This window comes from Nonomuraea jiangxiensis (assembly GCF_900099965.1).
In the GTDB taxonomy this organism is placed as follows: domain Bacteria; phylum Actinomycetota; class Actinomycetes; order Streptosporangiales; family Streptosporangiaceae; genus Nonomuraea; species Nonomuraea jiangxiensis.
Window position 1 is genome coordinate 242,675 of the sequence record NZ_FNDJ01000002.1, and the last position, 16,295, is coordinate 258,969.

Below are 16,295 nucleotides of genomic sequence, written 5' to 3' on the forward strand. Positions count from 1 at the left end.
CGGATGCACGTGCATACGTAAGATTGTGAGGAGCTGCCCCCATGCCTGAGTTCCTGAACGGAACCTCCGCCGGTCGCCTTCCCGTCGTCTGGCGCAAGAGCAGGCGGAGCAACCCCAACGGCAATTGCGTCGAGGTCGCGAGCCTGCCCACAGGGGAGATCGCCATGCGTAACTCACGCTTTCCCGAAGGTCCGGCGCTGGTCTACACGCAGGCGGAGATCACCGCTTTCGTCCTCGGGGCGAAGGACGGCGAGTTCGACGACCTCATCGTCTGAGCGCGGCGAAGGGGACGTGGCGTCCATCGCGCGTCCTCGCCCCTTCACCCGCTCAGGAAGAACTCCAGCAGGAGGGGGCGGAGCGAGCCGGGATCGCCGAGCACGCCGTGGTCCTGGCCCTCCAGGACCACGTGCCGGGCGCCGGGCACGGCCTCGGCCACCGCGCGGGTCCCGTCGGTGAGCCAGGGCTCGGTACGGCCGCCGCTGATGGCCAGTGTCGGCACCGCGATCCGCGCCAGCGGTTCAGGCCGGAGTACGTTGCCGGGACCGCACACGGCGACGTCGTACGGCAGGGTGTGCGCCAGCCGAAGATAAAGCTTCCAGACCTCCTCGGCCCGCATGGCGTCCACCACGGGCGCGGGCAACCGCACCGCCTCGGTCAGGAACAGGGCCACGGTGTCGTCGCGGCGGTCCGCGTCCACCAGCGCGCGCAGGCGGTCGGCCAGGTCGGCTCCCGGGCGCGGCCGCCGGTCGCCCACGACGTAGGGCGGCTCGTAGACGGCGAGGCGGTCGATCGGCAGGCCCAGGCGGGCCGCCTCCAGCGCCAGGATCGCGCCGGACGAGTGGCCGAACACGCTCGCCCGCCCGCCCACGTGTTCGATCAGCGCGGCGATGTCCGCCACCTCGCGCTCCACCGCGTACGTGGCCGCGTCGCCGCTGTCGCCCCGCCCGCGCCGGTCGTAGGCGATGCCGCCGAGCTCGGGGGCGAGCGCGGCCGCCAGGCCGGTGGCCATGGTGCGATCGTTGAACGCGCCGCCGACCAGGATCACGGGTGGCCCGTCGCCGGCCCGCTCGAAGGCGATGCCGGTGCCGTCGGCCGAGGTAACGGTTCGCGCCATGGGTCTCCTCCTTGGGAACGTCCTCCGTGGAGGCGGGGGCCGCCTCTCAACCGGTGGTCGTAGCAGGCCCGCGCGTCTCGACATCCGGGTGGGCGCTTGAAGCGCGCCCGGGCGACGGGTGGTGGCGGGGAGACCGCTGATTTCGCTGGGAGTTGCTGGGTTTGGCCGGGCGATTGGGATGGGTATGAATGGGGTTGTCATCCCGCGCCGGATCGGCGTCGCGTGGACACGACGACGCCTTGAGCCGTGCGGGGGTGAGGTGCCTGATCAGGCAGTTGTCCCGACCGGGTTCGCCAGAGCCTGGACGTGGCTGGCCAGGCTCCGGTTCATCAGGACAACTGCTTGATCACGCGATGCTGGTGACGCTGCCGGGTGTGTCAGGCGGCGGAGATGCCGGCGCTGGCCGCGCGGCGCATGCGACGGCGACGCTCGGAAGCGCGCTCGTCCTCGTTGAGACCGCCCCACGTGCCGTACTTCTCGGGCCGGGACAGCGCGTAGTCAAGGCACTCGTTGCGGACAGGGCACTGGGCGCAGATCGCCTTGGCCTTCCGCTCACGTACGTCACGCTCGGGCTGCCGCTCCCCATCGGGGCCGAAGAAGAGCACGAGGTCCTCACCCCGGCACGCGGCATCATCCTGCCAACCCCAGCTGGGGCGCGGGCGGGCGAGCTGCCGACGTACCTGAGACATGAGAAAACCACCTTCGTGAGAGGTATTTCGGTAATTGAGCCGCATTGGACGCTTATGGCGTCACTGTTCCAACGCAGGGCCGGGCCGTGATGTTCCCTGGCTCAGGTGAGGGCGGGCGTGGCGTACCGTACAGGCGCGAGCCTGTCCAGCGAAACCAGCCGGTAGGTGGTGATCGTCTCGGCGCAAGCCGTACCACACGGCGCCGAGAGCGCCGATGGCTCAACCACAACCTGGAACCGGACGTCGCCGCAGCGCACGATGGCTTTGGTGACGTCGCCGTCCGACCTGAAGGATTCCACGGCCACTGCGCCGACGGAGCGCTCTCCCGTATGGACTCGGGCGAAGTGCTCCACGGCCTGCAATGGCTCAGGGATGCCTGCGCGTCCCCGGTAGCGGTCGAGAATGATCTCGCCCGACCGGTACGCGTTAGCCGCTGCCAGTGCAGCAGCCTGAGACATGCTGCCGTAGAAAATTCCGTGTGGCAAGCACACCAGGTTGGCGGCGTAGCGATCGCCGCCAACGTGTGACGTTTCCCACACTCTGTCCGGCAGCGAATCCGCCAGGGACCGGGCGAGGGGTAGTCCAATGCGGGCGCAACACGCATTGCGCTTGGCGTGCGTGCAGACCAGAAATACCGGCTCGTCTTCAAGTATGCAGGACTCCGGGACCACTCCGGCCACCAGCGCGTCCAGGTCAAGATCGTCAGGACCTGCGACGACGCCTCCCGCCATCCAGGGGCGTTGCCCGGTCGCGTACGCCACTAGCACACGGATTCCCTGCTCTCGCGGGCGGGTCCGTCTTCCCGGGCGGCGGATGAGCTGGGGGCGGATACCGCGTTCGAGGGCCCGGCGGACGAGTTCTGAGATCTTTTCAGGAAGTTCGAAGCTTTCCAGATGGGAGGGCCACGGGCCGGCGTATTCGATGAGCAGCCAGAGCCTGGCTCCCACGGTGGCGCTGGCGCGGGTGGGCAGCGCGCCGGTGTGGCAGCCGATCGGATGCTCGCAGCCCCTCGCCAACGCCCCGTTCCTTCCCCGTGCCGAACAGTCGATTAGGTAAGACTAACCTAACGGGTCACGATGCCGTCTGTGGCTGCGGGGGTCGGGGGCGGGGAGGTCAGGTGCGGGCCGCCCGGTCCAGTACGTCCCGGGCCGCGGGCAACGCCTCGTCCCGGTCCCGCCGTACCAGGCCGATCCTGGTCCGCCTGTCCAGCAGGTCGCCCTCGTCGAGCGCGCCCTCGTGCAGGACCGACCAGAGCAGCTCGCCCTTGGTGATGCCGAGCCCGACCTCCTCGGGATGCTCCTTGACGAGGGCCTGCACGGCCAGGGCCTCGCTGCCGTAGCGCTCGGCCAGGCGCGGGGGCGCCCCGTCCGGCTGCGGGCCGGCGCCGACGAGCGGCAGCTTCCGCGTACGGCTGCGCCCCGCCCGGAGGTTCCTGGACGCGACCGCCCGATCCACCGCGTCCTCGGCCATGCGCCGATATGTCGTCAGTTTGCCCCCCACAACGGTGACGATCCCGCCGTCCGAGAGCACGGCGTGCCGCCGGGACAGGTCGGCCGTCCCCCCATCGGCCGCCAGAAGGGGCCTGAGGCCCGCGTACGCGCCCGCAACCGCCTCTCTGGTCACTGGGACCTCAAGGACCCCGTTCAGCACCTTCAGGAGGGCTCTGACGTCCTCCTCGGGTGCTTCGGGAACGTCGGGCACCGGCCCGTCCACCGGTTCGTCCGTGAGGCCGACGTGAATGCGGCCGTCGCGCTGCGGCAGAACGAGCGCGAATCGGTTGGTCTCTCCGGGAATGGGCAGGTGCAGCCCGGCGATCAGCCCGGGCAGCGTGCCGGGGGCCAGCACGAGGTGGGTGCCCCGGGACGGGCGCAGCTTCACCTGCGGGTCCAGGGTGGCGGCCCAGACCCCGGTCGCGTTGATCACGGCCCTGGCGCGGAGGGTGAACTCCTCGCCCGTCAGCTCGTCGCGTACGAGTGCGCCGTCGTCCGAGAGCCGCAGGGCGCGGCAGCGGGTCAGCACCCGGGCCCCGTGCGCGGCGGCGGTCCTGGCCAGGGCCACCACCAGGCGGGCGTCGTCCAGCAGGCGGCCGTCCCACGACAGCAGCGCGCCGCGCAGGCCGTCCGCGGCCAGCACCGGCGCCAGCGTGCGGGTGCGGGCCGCGGTCAGGCGGGTGGGGCCGGGCAGCAGGCGGCGCGGCGTACGGGCGGCGGCGCGCAACCCGTCGCCGAGCCGGTAACCGGCCATCACCAGGGCCGCCTGCCGCGGGGAGACCGCCGGGGTCAGCGGCAGCACGTACGGGTGCGCCTTGACCAGGTGCGGAGCGGTGGTGCGGAGGAGTATGCCGCGCTCGACCGCGCTCTCGTGGGCGATGCCCACCTGCCCCCTGGCCAGATAGCGCAGCCCGCCGTGGATCATCTTGGAGCTCCACCTGGAGGTCCCGAAGGCCAGGTCGTGCGCGTCGACGGCCGCCACGCTCAGCCCCCGGGACGCGGCCTCCAGCGCGGCCCCCGCCCCGGTCGCCCCGAGCCCCACGACCAGCACGTCCACCCGCTCCTCCGCGACGCGGCGCAACTCGCGGGCTCTTCTGCCGGCGTTCAGCGAGCTATCCAAGGTAGGCCTCCAGCAGGACGGCGAGCTCGGCGTCGAGCTCGTCCAGGGTCACGGGGTCGAGCATGGTCGGCGCGGACACCAGGAACGACTGGGACACCAGCAGCACCGCCCTGGCCTTGAGCGGGTCGCCGACGACCGGTTCGAGCACCGACAGGACGGCCTCGTGGGTCGCCCCGCGCCGGTCGAGCAGGTACGGCATGAGCAACTCCGGATCCGCCTCCACGATCTTCCGCCACAGGGGATGCCCGCGCAGCCCCCGCACCCCGGCCACGATGGCCCGCACCGGGTCCGACATGTCGAGCTCCGTGACCACCCGTACCCATTCCCGGGTCATCAGGTCCGCGACCAGCGAGCGAACGTCGGGCCAGCGGCGGTAGAGCGTCATCCGGGACACGCCGGCCCGCCGCGCCACGTCCGTGAGCGTCGTCCTGCGCACCCCGTAGGCCAGCAGGCAGTCGCGAGCCGCGTCCAGCACACGGTCATTGTGACGAATCGACGCCATATGTCACAGTGTAATCGTGGCTGGAGAACCGATGTCCTGGTCCGGGTGGGGCGACCCCGCCCGCGCCCGCGAGCTTCCCGAGCAGGTCCGCGCGCTCCTGCGCGACCTCCTCGGCGTGCGCGCGCCCGACGCCCCCGCCGTCCCCCTGGAGTCGGTGCGCCTGCCGGCCGTCGCGCTGGCCGGGCCGGTGCTCGACGCGCTGGCGGACGTCGTCGGCCCCGGGCACGTGCTGACCGGCCACGAGGCGCGGGTGCGGCACACGCGCGGCAAGTCCACCCCCGACCTGCTGCGGATCCGCGCGGGGGACGGCTCGGACGCCCCCGACGCTGTGGTGCTGCCCGGCTCGCACGACGAGATCGCCGAGCTGCTGCGGGTGTGCTCGGACGCGCGGGTCGCGGTCGTGCCCTTCGGCGGCGGCACCTCGGTGGTGAGCGGGCTCGCGGCCGCCCGGGCGGGCTTCGCCGGGGTGGTCGCGCTGGACCTGGCGCGGCTGGACCGGCTGCGGTGGGTGGACGCCGAGTCGATGGTGGCCGAGTTCGAGCCGGGGGTGCGGGCTCCCGAGGCCGAGCGGCTGCTCGCCGGGCACGGGCTGACCCTGGGCCACTTCCCGCAGTCCTTCGAGTACGCCACCCTCGGCGGCTTCGCCGCGGCCCGCTCCAGCGGCCAGGCCTCGGCCGGCTACGGGCGCTTCGACGACATGGTCGTGGGCCTGACCCTGGCCACCCCCGCGGGCACCCTGGACCTCGGCCGCGCCCCCAGGTCCGCGGCCGGCCCCGACCTGCGGCAGCTCGTGCTCGGCTCGGAGGGCGTCTTCGGCGTCATCACGGCACTGCGGCTGCGGGTGCGGCGGGCGCCCGCCGGGAGCCGGTACGAGGGGTGGCGGTTCGCGTCGTTCGCGGCGGGAACGGCCGCTCTGCGGGCACTCGCCCAGGACGGGCCGCTGCCCGCCGTGCTGCGGCTGTCCGACGAGACCGAGACGATGGTCGGCCTGGCCAGGCCGGACGCGATCGGCTCGGGGGACTCGGGGTGCCTGATGATCGTGGGCTACGAGGGGGGCTCGGCGGAGTCCGCCGTGTCGGAGGCGCTGTCGCGGCTGGGCGGGGAGCTCCTCGGGGCGGAGCCGGGGGAGGGCTGGGAGCGCGGCCGCTTCTCGGCGCCGTACCTGCGGGACTCGCTGCTGGCGGCCGGCGCCACCGTCGAGACGCTGGAGACGGCCGGGTTCTGGGCGAACCTGCCGCGGCTCTACGACGCGGTCCGGCTCGCGCTGCTCGGCGCGCTCGGCGCGCCGCTGGTCATGTGCCACATCTCGCACGTGTACGAGACCGGCGCCTCCCTCTACTTCACCGTCGTGACCGCGCAGGAGGCGGACCCCCTCGCCCAGTGGGAGCGGGCCAAGGCGGCGGTGAACGCGGCCATCGTGGCGGCCGGCGGCACCATCACCCACCATCACGGGGTCGGCCGCGACCACCGGGAGGCGTACGGGGCCGAGCTGGGGCCCGTGGGGGTGAGCGTGCTGGCGGCGGTCAAGGCCCGCCTCGACCCGGCCGGCATCCTCAACCCCGGCATCCTCATCCCTCAGCCGGACGGCGGTGGGAGCTGATCGGCCTCCGCGAGGGCGGCCGCGGCCTCGCTGTAGCGGTGGAGCTCCTCCAGGGCTTCCGCCAGGCGGTGCAGGGAAGCGATCAGCCGGTCGCCGCCGGTCACGCGGGCGAGCGCCACCGCCTCCTGGACCAGGGGCAGCGCCTCGATGGCACGGCCGCGGTTGAGCTGGATCCGGGCCGCCGTGAGCAGGGAGTGCGCCAGCAGGTCCGTGTACTCGCCGGGAAACCGCTTGGCCAGGACCCGGCTCCGCGCGACGGCCTCACGCACCTTCTGGACCGCACCGCCTCCCCAGCGCGGGCTGGTCAGCGCGTAAGCGAGCAGGCCCTCGATGGCCCTCGCCTCGGAAATGCCTCCGGCGGCGTCATCCTGGCCGTTACGCGTCATGGGAGCCTCCCCTCGACGGTCCCAACCGCTTGCTTGGGGGGTGAGGGTACACCATTGCGAACCTTGAGTGTTCTCCACGGCACGGAGCGTTCATGGTGCGCGAATGGTAGATCACGGCAAGGATGTGGTCATGGTGGAAGTCGCGGCTGAGCGTGGAAAGCAGCTTTCGTCCCGGGTGTCGGAGGAGGGGGCTGGGTGGGCCTGTACGCAGATAGGGACATTTGCCCAGCTCAGGCCGAATAGCCGGAGTTTTTCCTGGCTGAATGTGCGAACGCTCTGGCGCTCGCGTAACGAGATCCTGGCCGGGCTGTTCGGTGATCCTTCGGGGCAGGTTCGGGCGCGGTGGGTGGAGGCGCAGGAAGCGCGCGGGATTGATCCGGAATTTCGTATCAAGCCATCCGTTGAGGGGAATTTCAGTTTTCTACTGCTCGGCGATACCGGCGAGGGCGACGCCTCCCAGTACGCCGTTGTTCCGGGCATGCTGAAACTGGGTGAGGAGACGTCGTTCGCCGTCATCGTCAGCGATGTGATCTACCCCACCGGATCGGGCAACGAGTACGGGGACAAGTTCTTCCGCCCGTACCAGGACTACGACGCCCCCATCTACGCGATCCCCGGCAACCACGACTGGTACGACGGGCTCGGCGGCTTCATGCGGGTCTTCTGCGACGCCCCGCCGCTCAAGCCGAAGCCGGACCGGGGGCTGCGCGGGCTGCTCTGGCGCAAGCCGGAGACGATCGACGAGGCGCGGCTGGCCGAGGCGCGCGCGCTGCGGGGCAGGCCGTCCCAGCAGGCGACGCAGCCGGCTCCGTACTGGGTGATCGAGAGCGAGAACCTGTTACTCGTGGGGGTCGACACCGGCATCAGGAACGTGATCGACCGCGGGCAGGCCGAGTGGCTGCGGCGTGTCTCGCTGGACCCGCGGCCGAAGGTCCTCCTGACGGGCAAGCCCATCTACACCGGCAACGCGTACAAGCCGTCGCCGCTGGAGGGCGGCGGGACGATCGACGACATCGTGCGGGACCCGGCACACCGCTACGTCGCGGTCATCGGCGGCGACGTGCACAACTACCAGCGCTACCCCGTCCAGGTCGGCGACCGGGTGATCCAGTACGTCGTGTCCGGCGGCGCCGGGGCGTTCATGCACGCCACGCACACCATCGGCAGGGTGGACGTGGCCGGCGTGGACGAGGACGACTTCAGGTGCTACCCGCTGCGCGGCGACTCGCTGTCCTTCTACAGCCAGCTCTACGCCCGCAGGCTGCGGATGAAGTGGCTCTACCTCACGCCCTCCGAGGCGCTGTGCGTCATGTCGGAGCACATCAAGAACGAGCCGGTCAGGACCCCGGCCGGGCCGGTGCGGATCACCCGCAGGATGCGGTGGGCGGCGCGGCTGCTCGGGGCCTGGCCGTGGCCGTTCAGGCTGCCGGTGGACAGGGTGTTCCACCGCTTCCTGTCCGAGATGTCCGACTGGGACACCCCGCCGTTCTTCAAGCAGGTGCTGCACGTCTCCGTCACGCCCGAGGAGCTGACGCTGCGCTGCTTCGCCGCCACCGGCTGCCTGGCCCAGGAGCTGGAGCCGCCGCTGGAGGACGAGGTGCGCATCAGTTTGTCGTAGCGGTTTGGCACCCTTGACCACGTGTACGTGGTAGTCGCGGGTGAGACGGTGCTCCCGGCCGGGGGTTCCGCCCGGCGTCCCCCCGACCTGGTCAGGGCGGTGCGGGAGCTGGAGGCGGAGCGGCCGCGGTGGGTGTGGGCCGACACCCGGGAGGTCTATCCCGGCCTGCTGCGCGCCGGCGTCCGCGTCTCGCGCTGCCACGACATCGCGCTCACCGAGGGGCTGCTGCTGGCCCACGAGGGCCGCTTCGGCGAGGCGCGCTCGGCCAGGGCCGCCCACGCCAGGCTGCGCGGGCTGCCGGTGCCCGAGGAGCAGCCGAGCGCGCAGGACACGCTGTTCGCGCCCGAGCCGCTGGGCGCCGAGGCGGTGGCCGAGGTGCTGGCCGACCAGCTCCGGCGGATCGAGGCGCTGCCGGCGCCCGGGCGGTTCCGGCTGCTGGTGGCGGCCGAGTCGGCCGGGGCGCTCGTCGCCGCCGAGATGTCGCACGACGGCATGCCCTGGCGCAGAGACGTGCACGACGAGTTGCTGACCGAGCTGCTCGGGCCGCGGCCGGTGCACGGCATGCGCCCGGCCCGGCTGCAGGCGCTGGCCGACGAGGTGACGGCGGCGTTGGGGCACCCGGTCAACCCCGACTCGGTGCAGCAGCTCGTCAAGGCGTTCAGGGGCGCGGGAGTGGGGCTCAAGACGACCAGGTCGGAGGAGCTCAAGCAGATCGACCATCCGGCCGTGGCGCCGCTGCTGGCCTACAAGGAGCTGGCCCGGCTGTTCAGCTTCCACGGGTGGACGTGGGCCGACCAGTGGGTGCGCGACGGGCGCTTCCGGCCGGAATACGTGGTGGGCGGCGTCGTGTCCGGCCGCTGGGCCACCAGCGGGGGCGGGGCGCTGCAGATCCCCAAGGCGATGCGGCGGGTGGTGGTCGCCGACGACGGGTGGACGTTGGTCGTCGCCGACGCCGCGCAGCTGGAGCCGCGGGTGCTGGCCGCGATGGCCGGGGATGTGGGGCTGGCCAGGGCGGCCGGGCAGATCGACCTCTACTCGGCGCTGGCGCAGTCGTTCGGCGGCGAGCGCGGCAACGCCAAGATCGCGATGCTCTCCGCCATGTACGGCGGCACCAGCGGCGACGCCCCCAAGCTGCTGGCGGTGATGCGGCAGCGTTTCCCCAAGGCCTACCAGTTCGTCGAGGACGCGGCCAAGGCCGGTGAGGAGGGCCGGCTGGTGCGGTCCTGGCTGGGGCGCACCAGCCCGCCGCCGTCGGCCCGGTGGAAGGAGCTGGTGTCGGGGCCTGAGGGCAACCGGGCGGCCCGCGACCGGGGCCGCTTCACCCGGAACTTCGTGGTGCAGGGCACGGCCGCGGAGTGGGCGCTGGCGTTGCTGGCGGTGCTGCGCGGGCTGCTGCCCGAGCCGGCCCGGCTGGTGTTCTTCCAGCATGACGAGGTGATGGTGCACTGCCCGCTGGAGCAGGCGGAGGAGGTGATCGCGGCCGTGTCCGCGGCGGCGGCCGAGGCGAGCAGGCTGCTGTTCGGCCAGACGCCGGTGCGCTTCCCGATGGAGACCGTGGCCGTCACGTCCTACGCCGACGCCAAGTGAGCAACCCGCGAGTGAAGCGGCGCGGTCAGGGGGTGGCGGGGCGGCGGGGCACGACGAGCCAGAGCGTCGCCACAGTCACCATGACGCCCACGCCCAGGCCGAGCGCGCCGTAGGAGAGCACGCCCACGATGGCGCCGGCCACGATCGTGCCGGTGGCCCCGCAGACGTTCATGAGCAGGTCGGACAGTCCCTGGACGGCCGGGCGGCGGTCGATCGGGACCGACTCCGTGACCAGCGCGGAGCCCGCCACCAGGCCGCACGACCAGCCCAGCCCGAGCAGCACCAGCGCCACCGTCACCTGCCAGACCCGGTGGCCCGCCGTGCCCGACGACGCGGCGGCGCCCAGCAGCAGCGCCATCCCGAGGACCAGCACCGGCACCTTGCCCACCCGGTCGGCCAGCCAGCCCACGACCGGCGACAGCATGTACATGCCCGCGATGTGCAGGCTGATCACCAGGCCGATGACCTCCAGGTTCGAGCCGTCGTGGTGCAGCTTGACCGGGGTCATGGACATGATCGACACCATCGCCGTGTGGCTGACCGCGATCATGACCAGCGCCCTGAGAGCCATCGGCGTCGTCCGCAGGGTCTCCCACGCCGCCCGGATCGTCCGGGTACGCGCCCCGCCCGCGTCCCGCGTGCCGTCGAGCTCGCGGGCCAGCTTGAGCGGGTCGGGCCGGAGGAGGCCGAAGATGATCACCAGCGCCAGCGTGAACGCCAGCGCCGAGAACAGGAACGGCCCCGCCTTCGCCGCCAGCCCCAGCCGCATGCCGATCCGGTCGGCGGGCTCGGCCAGGTTCGGACCGGCCACGGAGCCGACCGTCGCGGCCCAGACGACCAGCGACAGGTGCCTGGCCGAGCGGCCCCGCGGTGACAGGTCGGTCGCCGAGTAGCGCGCCGCCAGGTTGCCCGCGCTGCCGCCGCCCACCAGCACCAGCCCCACCAGGAGCAGCGGCCACGAGCGCAGGCCGATCGCGGTCGCCGAGATCACGCAGCCCGCCAGCGCCGCCGCGTACGCCAGGGTCAGGCCCGCGCGCCGCCCGCCTCGGCCCGCGGCCCTGGCCGTGGGCAGGGCCAGCAGCGCCGCCCCGAGCGTGGTGGCCGTGCCCGCGAAGCCACTGATCACCGTGGAGCCCGACAGCTCGTCCACGACCACCGAGCTGAGGGCGATCCCGACGGCCATTCCCACGCCGCCCACGATCTGCGCCGCGGACAGGACGCTCAGGGTACGGCGTTGAACGCTGATTCGGTCATAGGCAGGGACAGCGGGCTTTGTGGGGGCACTGGTCACGCGTGAAGTCTCGCATAGCCCACAAGAGCCGCCCACAAAGTGATATTTCAGAGAATGGTGACAGAATCCCCCTGGGCGATGCGGCCCGGTCCGTCCGGAATCAGATTGACCCCGAACCAGACCTTGCCCTCCCACCTGCGGTACTTGGACAACGTCCTGATGGGCTCCTTGCCCTTGGTGTGGGTGTCGGGGTCGACCGTGGTCAGCACGCAGCGGTCACAGCCCTTGGTCACCCGGAACTCCACCGAGCCGATGCGTACCCGCCGCCAGGCGTCCTCGGCGAACGGCGTGCCGACCCCGTCGATCACCACGTTCGGCCGGAACCTGCGCATGGACAGCGGCGCCGGCACCTCCTCGCCGCGCTCCACCGCGCCCTCGGCGATCCAGTCGTTGAGCCGGGCGAGCGAGGCGCTGGAGGTGAGCAGCAGCGGATAGCCGTCGGCCAGGCTGACGCGGTCGTCCGGCCTGGCGTACTCCGGGTTGACCGGGCGGCGGGTCGGGTCGTCCAGCCACATGAGCCTGACCTGGCGCCCCAGCAGCGCGGACAGCCACCGGGCGGCGTCGTCCCCGCAGTCGGTGAGCTCCACGGGGGTCCGCCCGACCTTGATCAGGGAGCGCTCGGTGGTGGGGACGACCCGCAGGGGAGCGGCGTGCGGGCCGGTCAGCGTGAGCGTCCCCGCGTCGTCGAGCCGGGCGACGCAGGCCAGGAGCCGGGGCTCCTCGCGGGCGGTGACGAGTTCGCCCTGCTCGCCGGTGACCAGGTAGCGCCGGTCGCCGGCCAGCCCCCACGGCTGCACCTCGATCTCCGGCACATCGTGTCCCGTCGTGGATTTGATGGGATAGAAGTGGATGCTCGCCAGGTTCATACGGGTGACCGTACCGGCTCGCTGAGCGCGGAGCCCCTGCGGTGCAGGGTCGCGGCCAGGGCCACGCTGCCGAGGGCGGCCAGGCCGATCGCGGCGCCGGTCCACGCCACCGACGGGTAGCCGAGGCCCGCGCTGATGAACAGCCCGCTCAGCCACGGGCCGACGGTGATGCCGAGGTTGAACGAGGAGACGCTCAGCGCCGCGGCCAGCGTGGGGGCGCCCTGGGCCAGCGCGAAGACCCGGGTGGTGAGCGCGGGGTTGGTGGCGAAGCCGAACGCGCCGAGCAGGAAGACCAGCGGGATGACCAGGGGCGGCACGGACGCGGTCAGGGCCAGTGCCACGGAGGTGAGGACGAGGCCGGCGACCCCGGCGTACAGGAGGGGGAACGGCCGGGCGTCGGCGTTCCGGCCGCCGATGGTGATCCCGAGCAGCGAGCCCGCCCCGTACAGGGCCAGCACGGCGGGCACCCAGGCGGGCTCCAGGCCCGTCGTGTCGACCAGCATCGCGCTCAGATAGCTGAAGGAGGCCAGCAGGGCTCCCGTGGTCAGAGCGGTCGTGCCGTAGGCGAGCCAGAGCCTGGGGTTGATCATGGCGCGCAGTTCGGCGGCCACGCGGGCGGTCCCTGCGGCCGGCCTGCCGCCGGGGACGGTGGTGAGCACGCCGATCCCGGCGAGCGCCGACATCGCGGCCACCGTCCAGAACGTCGCCCGCCAGCCGAGCTGCTGCCCGATGACGGTGCCCAGGGACAGCCCGAGCACGGTGGCGACCGTCAGGCCGCCCGCCAGCACGCTCATGGCCCTGCCGCGGACGTTCTCCGGCACCAGGCCGACCACGGTGCTGCCGGCCACGGCCCAGAACCCGGCGTACACGAAGGCGGCCACCACGCGGCCGGCGAGCAGCATGCCGTAGTTCGACGTCAGCGCACTGGCGGCGTGGGCCAGGACGAAGACCGCGAGGAACGTCAGCAGCGCCGTACGGCGGGGCCAGCGCAGCGTGACGACGGCCAGCACCGGGGCGCCCACCAGCATGCCCACGGCGAACGCCGAGATCAGCAGGCCCGCGTCCGGCACGGACACCCCGAGGTCGGCGGCCAGCTCGGGGAGCAGCCCGGCGAGCACCAGCTCCGAGGTGCCCTGGGCGAAGATGGCCAGGCCCAGGATGTAGACCGCAAGCGGCATGGGGAACTCCTTCACAGTTTTAGATTGATCAGTTCAAAACGAAGGCATGGAAAAGAGGGAAGGAGGGGTCAGAAGGCGCTCAGCGCGGTGTTCGCCACCGCCTCCAGCGTGGCCCGGCCGGCCCCGCCGCGGGCGGCCACCCGCAGCCCGCCGACCGTGGTGGCGACGAAGTGGGCCAGTGCCGACGGGTCCTTGTCCGGGGCGAGCTCGCCCCGGGCGCGGCCGAGCTCGAACGCGCCGCGCATGATCTCCACCCGCCGCTCGGTGTCGCGCCGGAGCAGCTCGGCGATCTCCGGGTCCCGCGGGGCCAGCTCGACCAGCGAGTTGATCACCAGGCAGCCGGCCGGGTCGTCCGGATCGGGGTCGACCGCCCACCACAGGACCGTGCGCACCTTCTCCTTGACCGGCAGGTCGCCGTCCATCAGGTCGGCGAGCGCGGTGTTGCGCTCGTCCGTGTAGCGCCGCAGCGCCCTCTCGAACAGGTCGTGCTTGCTCGCGAAGGTGTTGTAGACGCTGCTGCGCCCCAGCCCGGTGGCCGCGCACAGGTCCTCGGTCGAGGTGGCCTCGTAGCCCGTCCGCCAGAACGCGCGCATGGCCGCCTCGACCGCCCGTTCCTCCTCGAACTTCCTCGGTCGTGCCATGCCGGGAACGCTAGCACGTTTTGGAACGGTCAGTTCAATTCAGGTGGTGGGCCCGAACGTGTCCAGGAACACCTTGCGCGTCTCCGCCTGCTCGTCCCACTTGAGGTCGGGCAGGTCGAAGGTGATCGTGAACGCGGTGATGTCGTCGAGCGTCACGTAGCGGGTCAGCCGGTGCATGGGGACGCCGGCGCTGGTGGTGTAGGTGTACTCCCAGTCGGCGGCCTGCCAGCCGCGATATTTCAGGCCCTGGAGCTGCACCTGGATGTAGGCCTCCACGCCGCCCTCGGCCTCGCGCCGGCCCAGCTCGGACAGGCCGCCGTCGGTCTGCGGCGTGACCCGTTCCACCACGATCCGCAGGCCGGAGTCCTTCGGCCCGCTGAACGTGGCCACGTCCTCCGCCGTCGTCACCGTCCAGTCCTCGGGCACGGCGGCGGTGAACCCGGGCGGGGAGTGCTCCTTGTAGCCCTCCGGCGCGGTCGAGGGCGCGCCGGGCTCGCCCGTGGCGCTCTCCGAGGCGGCGCTGACCGTGCCCGGGGACACCGGGGCCGGCGATCCGCCGGTCATGATGATCATCACGGCGCCCACGACGACGGCCACCGCCACGAGCGCGCCGATGATCGTGAGCGGCGTCGGCCGCCCGTCGCGCATCCAGGGGCCGCCGTCCTCCTCGTCCGGCCTGCGCCTGCTCTTGCCGGTACGCGGCGTGGAGCTCGGCAACGTGGCCAGCCGGCTGCGGCCGATGTCGTGCGACAGGTCCCGCGACTGCTCGCGCAGGTCGTCGGCCGAGGCCAGCGGCCACGGGGTGGGGCCGGTGGAGGAGGTGCGGCTGTCGGTGGTCAGCGGCAGGATCGGCTGCGGGCGCGGGCCCGAGCCCTCCAGGTCCTCGTCGGGCTCGAACCGCTGCGGGCGCCCCGGGTGGCCGAACGGCTGCCCCGCGTCCGGGGCCCCGAACGGCTGCCGGCCCGCCTCCGGTTGCTGCGGCCCTGACGTGCTGCCGAAGGCGTCGTAACCGCCCGCCGGGTGGAGCTGATCGGTCCGGTGGTTGCCGGACGGGCTCGTCAGGCCGTCATAGGGCATCGAATAGCCGCCGGACGGGCTGTTGATCGGGTCGTACGGCACCCGTACCGGACCCGAGGGGGTCTCCACGATGCGCGAGGGCATCGGCCCCGACGGCGACTCCAGCGGCGGCAGGAGCCCGGCCGGGGTCGGGTTCGCCGGGCTGGGCAGCGTCTCGGCAGGGCGCGGCCGGGTGGAGCCGTGCGCGCGCAGCACCGTCTCCAGCATCTCGATGACCTGGCTCGACGTCAGCCGCTCCGCCGGGTTCTTGCGCAGCAGGCCCTCGATCGCCGGCAGCAGCGAGCCGGCCCGCTGCGGCCTGATCGGGTCCTGGGTGACCACCGAGCCGAGCACCGCGACCGGGTCCGGCCCCTCGTAGGGCGGCCGCCCCTCGACCGCCGCGTACAGCGTCGCCCCGAACGACCACAGGTCGGCCGCCTGCGTGATCGGCTGCCCGGACAGGCGCTCCGGCGGTATGTACGCGGGCGACCCCATGAGCAGCCCGGTCTGCGTGATGTTCACGTCACCCTCGATGGCCGCGATGCCGAAGTCGGTCAGCACCACCCGGTCCGAGGTCAGCAGCACGTTGCCCGGCTTGATGTCGCGGTGCAGGATCCCGGCGGCGTGCGCGTGCCTGAGCGCGTCGAGCACCCGGATGCCGATCTCGGCCGCCTGGATCACCGGCAGCGGCCCGCTCTGGCGTACGGCCTGCTCCAGGGACCACGCCCGGACTAACTCCATCACGATCCAGGGGCGGCCGTCCTCCTCCACCACGTCGTGCACGGTCACGATGCCGGGGTGCTGGAGCCGCGCGGCCGAGCGCGCCTCGCGCAGCATGCGCCGGTGCGCCACCTGCTTGCCGGCGTGGTCCAGCCCGTAGGGCAGGATCAGCTCCTTGACCGCCACGTCCCGGTCGAGCAGCACGTCATGGGCATGCCACACCATGCCCATGCCGCCCCTGCCGACCGGGGACATGAGGCGATAGCGCCGGCCGATCAGGCGGCCCTCGCCCTGCGAGGCGCCCCCCTCCGCGCCGGGCCCGCTGAGCAAGCGGTCGGCTGCCATGTTTCCGCCCCCATCTCGCCTCATCCGTCACGTGCGTCGCGCGCTACTTGCAGATTATGAGGTTCGACACGATATCGGTGAGAAATCCGTAA

General features: G+C 72.5%; 15 protein-coding genes. 4 read left to right on the plus strand and 11 right to left on the minus strand.

Annotation, left to right across the window (positions count from 1 at the left end; genetic code table 11):
- Window positions 1-41: 41 nt before the first annotated feature.
- On the plus strand, window positions 42-275 hold the full coding sequence (locus BLS95_RS04410) for a DUF397 domain-containing protein (protein ID WP_090929560.1): 234 nt from the start codon (window positions 42-44) through the stop codon (window positions 273-275).
- 44 nt (window positions 276-319) lie between these two features.
- On the opposite strand, the gene BLS95_RS04415 is transcribed toward BLS95_RS04410, so the two are convergent.
- The 5 genes from BLS95_RS04415 to BLS95_RS04435 all read right to left on the minus strand — a co-directional run bounded on the left by BLS95_RS04415 (window position 320) and on the right by BLS95_RS04435 (window position 4,915).
- On the minus strand, window positions 320-1,114 hold the full coding sequence (locus BLS95_RS04415) for an alpha/beta fold hydrolase (RefSeq protein WP_090929561.1): 795 nt from the start codon (window positions 1,112-1,114) through the stop codon (window positions 320-322).
- Between the two features lie 377 nt (window positions 1,115-1,491).
- Complete coding sequence (locus tag BLS95_RS04420) at window positions 1,492-1,803, minus strand: WhiB family transcriptional regulator (protein WP_080036407.1); 312 nt, start codon at window positions 1,801-1,803, stop codon at window positions 1,492-1,494.
- Window positions 1,804-1,904: 101 nt separating this feature from the next.
- The gene (locus tag BLS95_RS04425) at window positions 1,905-2,819 is read right to left on the minus strand and encodes a sucrase ferredoxin (protein ID WP_090929562.1); all 915 of its coding nucleotides are present in this window, start codon (window positions 2,817-2,819) and stop codon (window positions 1,905-1,907) included.
- 97 nt (window positions 2,820-2,916) lie between these two features.
- Window positions 2,917-4,413, minus strand: coding sequence for a glycerol-3-phosphate dehydrogenase/oxidase (locus BLS95_RS04430; protein WP_090929563.1), 1,497 nt, complete (start codon window positions 4,411-4,413; stop codon window positions 2,917-2,919).
- Window positions 4,406-4,915 carry a TetR/AcrR family transcriptional regulator gene (locus BLS95_RS04435; protein WP_090929564.1) on the minus strand — a complete coding sequence of 170 codons (510 nt, stop codon included), beginning with the start codon at window positions 4,913-4,915 and terminating at the stop codon, window positions 4,406-4,408. Before BLS95_RS04435 ends, BLS95_RS04430 begins: the two co-directional genes overlap by 8 nt.
- A gap of 31 nt (window positions 4,916-4,946) precedes the next feature.
- On the opposite strand from BLS95_RS04435, the gene BLS95_RS04440 reads away from it, so the two are divergent.
- Window positions 4,947-6,515, plus strand: a complete 1,569-nt coding sequence (locus tag BLS95_RS04440) for an FAD-binding oxidoreductase (protein WP_090929565.1) — start codon at window positions 4,947-4,949, stop codon at window positions 6,513-6,515.
- Here the strand turns inward: BLS95_RS04440 and BLS95_RS04445 are convergent.
- Window positions 6,491-6,901 carry a hypothetical protein gene (locus BLS95_RS04445; RefSeq protein WP_090929566.1) on the minus strand — a complete coding sequence of 137 codons (411 nt, stop codon included), beginning with the start codon at window positions 6,899-6,901 and terminating at the stop codon, window positions 6,491-6,493. The two genes, BLS95_RS04440 and BLS95_RS04445, sit on opposite strands and share 25 nt — an antisense overlap.
- A gap of 346 nt (window positions 6,902-7,247) precedes the next feature.
- On the opposite strand from BLS95_RS04445, the gene BLS95_RS04450 reads away from it, so the two are divergent.
- Both BLS95_RS04450 and BLS95_RS04455 read left to right on the plus strand, forming a co-directional pair.
- On the plus strand, window positions 7,248-8,519 hold the full coding sequence (locus BLS95_RS04450; protein WP_245764881.1) for a metallophosphoesterase family protein: 1,272 nt from the start codon (window positions 7,248-7,250) through the stop codon (window positions 8,517-8,519).
- Between the two features lie 21 nt (window positions 8,520-8,540).
- Window positions 8,541-10,106, plus strand: a complete 1,566-nt coding sequence (locus BLS95_RS04455) for a bifunctional 3'-5' exonuclease/DNA polymerase (protein ID WP_090929568.1) — start codon at window positions 8,541-8,543, stop codon at window positions 10,104-10,106.
- A 25-nt stretch (window positions 10,107-10,131) separates the two neighbouring features.
- On the opposite strand, the gene BLS95_RS04460 is transcribed toward BLS95_RS04455, so the two are convergent.
- The 5 genes from BLS95_RS04460 to BLS95_RS04480 form a co-directional block, all read right to left on the minus strand.
- A complete protein-coding gene (locus BLS95_RS04460) occupies window positions 10,132-11,289 on the minus strand; it encodes an MFS transporter (RefSeq protein ID WP_245764882.1) in 1,158 nt (385 codons plus the stop codon).
- 155 nt (window positions 11,290-11,444) lie between these two features.
- A complete protein-coding gene (locus BLS95_RS04465; RefSeq protein WP_090929569.1) occupies window positions 11,445-12,263 on the minus strand; it encodes an MOSC domain-containing protein in 819 nt (272 codons plus the stop codon).
- Complete coding sequence (locus BLS95_RS04470) at window positions 12,260-13,441, minus strand: Cmx/CmrA family chloramphenicol efflux MFS transporter (protein WP_090929911.1); 1,182 nt, start codon at window positions 13,439-13,441, stop codon at window positions 12,260-12,262. The genes BLS95_RS04465 and BLS95_RS04470 overlap by 4 nt, the downstream gene beginning before the upstream one ends.
- 68 nt (window positions 13,442-13,509) lie before the next feature.
- Complete coding sequence (locus BLS95_RS04475) at window positions 13,510-14,082, minus strand: TetR/AcrR family transcriptional regulator (RefSeq protein ID WP_090929570.1); 573 nt, start codon at window positions 14,080-14,082, stop codon at window positions 13,510-13,512.
- A 39-nt stretch (window positions 14,083-14,121) separates the two neighbouring features.
- Window positions 14,122-16,203 carry a serine/threonine-protein kinase gene (locus BLS95_RS04480; RefSeq protein WP_176993013.1) on the minus strand — a complete coding sequence of 694 codons (2,082 nt, stop codon included), beginning with the start codon at window positions 16,201-16,203 and terminating at the stop codon, window positions 14,122-14,124.
- Between the last annotated feature and the right edge of the window lie 92 nt (window positions 16,204-16,295).